General features: G+C 33.7%; 1 protein-coding gene. It reads left to right on the forward strand.

Features of this window, described 5'->3' with window-relative positions:
• Nucleotides 1-233 precede the first annotated feature (233 nt).
• Entirely contained in the window at nt 234-839 is a 606-nt protein-coding gene (locus QOS01_RS10365; RefSeq protein WP_085719439.1) for a recombinase family protein, read from the forward strand.
• The last annotated feature ends 236 nt before the right edge of the window (nt 840-1,075 follow it).

Consider the following 1,075-nt stretch of genomic DNA (forward strand, 5'->3'; position numbering starts at 1 on the left):
TTCTTTTGATTAGGGATACTCAAAAGTCTATCACAAATGGCTTTTTTGTTTTTCTAACTTAATTTTACAAACCGGGACACAAAAATAATATACTTAACCTCCAGTTTTTTAAATAATATTTTTATTCTGTCCAAATAGAGTGTACTTCAATGACACATGCAGAGTTACAATGTCATCAACAATTCCAGTGTAACAATTACTGTAACATTTATGTTGAAGGGATGTTAGGAAATATGGCGTTAATATTCTATGCTCGTGTTAGTAGTAAAGATCAAAATTTAGAACGACAAATATACAGAGCCAAGCAAGTGAAAGCGAATAAAGTGTTTGTTGATAAAAAGAGTGGTAAAAATATAGAACGATCAGGTCTTCAAGAAATGTTCAATTACATAAGAGAGGGAGACACAATAGAAATAGTCAGCCTAGATAGGTTGAGTAGGAATTATAACGACATCAAAAAGTTAGTCCAAGTGCTTAAAGAGAAAAAAGTCAAACTATTAGTAGATGATTTACCCATAACACATACAGGAAATGATTTAGTGGACAACTTTCTTCTGGACATGATGATTGGCCTAATGGGATTCGTTGCCGAAAATGAAAGGCAAAAAATTCGAGAACGGCAACGTCAAGGAATAGAACGTGCTAAGCAAAAAGGAAAGTATAAAGGGAGAGCAAAGAAATATTCACCAAACTCTACAAGTAGAGAAGGTAGGCTTGTATATCAAGGAGTTGTGAATGACTATAAAACTGACAACTACGAAACTAAAGTACAGCTAGCCAATAAGTATGGTATATCGAGGCAACAAGTATATAGGATCTTGTCAACCATTAACCAGTGAATAAGTAACAGGTGCTAACACACCTGGGGCATACCCATGTATGTAATAACTTGTGATTGAGCCTTAAATGTTGGTATATCAAGGTTCTTGTAAGGTGAAACTACCCGCAGTTTTTTACAATGATGCGGTATAATTTAGTCTTTATCTCATTTTTTCTATACCCGGTTTGTAAAATTAAGTTAGAAAAACAAAAAAGCCATTTGTGATAGACTTTTGAGTATCCCTAATCAAAAGAA

The sequence above is a fragment of the Limosilactobacillus avium genome, assembly GCF_947381485.1.
In the GTDB taxonomy this organism is placed as follows: Bacteria; Bacillota; Bacilli; order Lactobacillales; family Lactobacillaceae; genus Limosilactobacillus; species Limosilactobacillus avium.

Bases quoted from the DNA above. Each gene is read 5' to 3' on its own strand.
- QOS01_RS10365 (WP_085719439.1), top strand. From the start codon at position 234: ATGGCGTTAATATTCTATGCTCGTGTTAGTAGTAAAGATCAAAATTTA.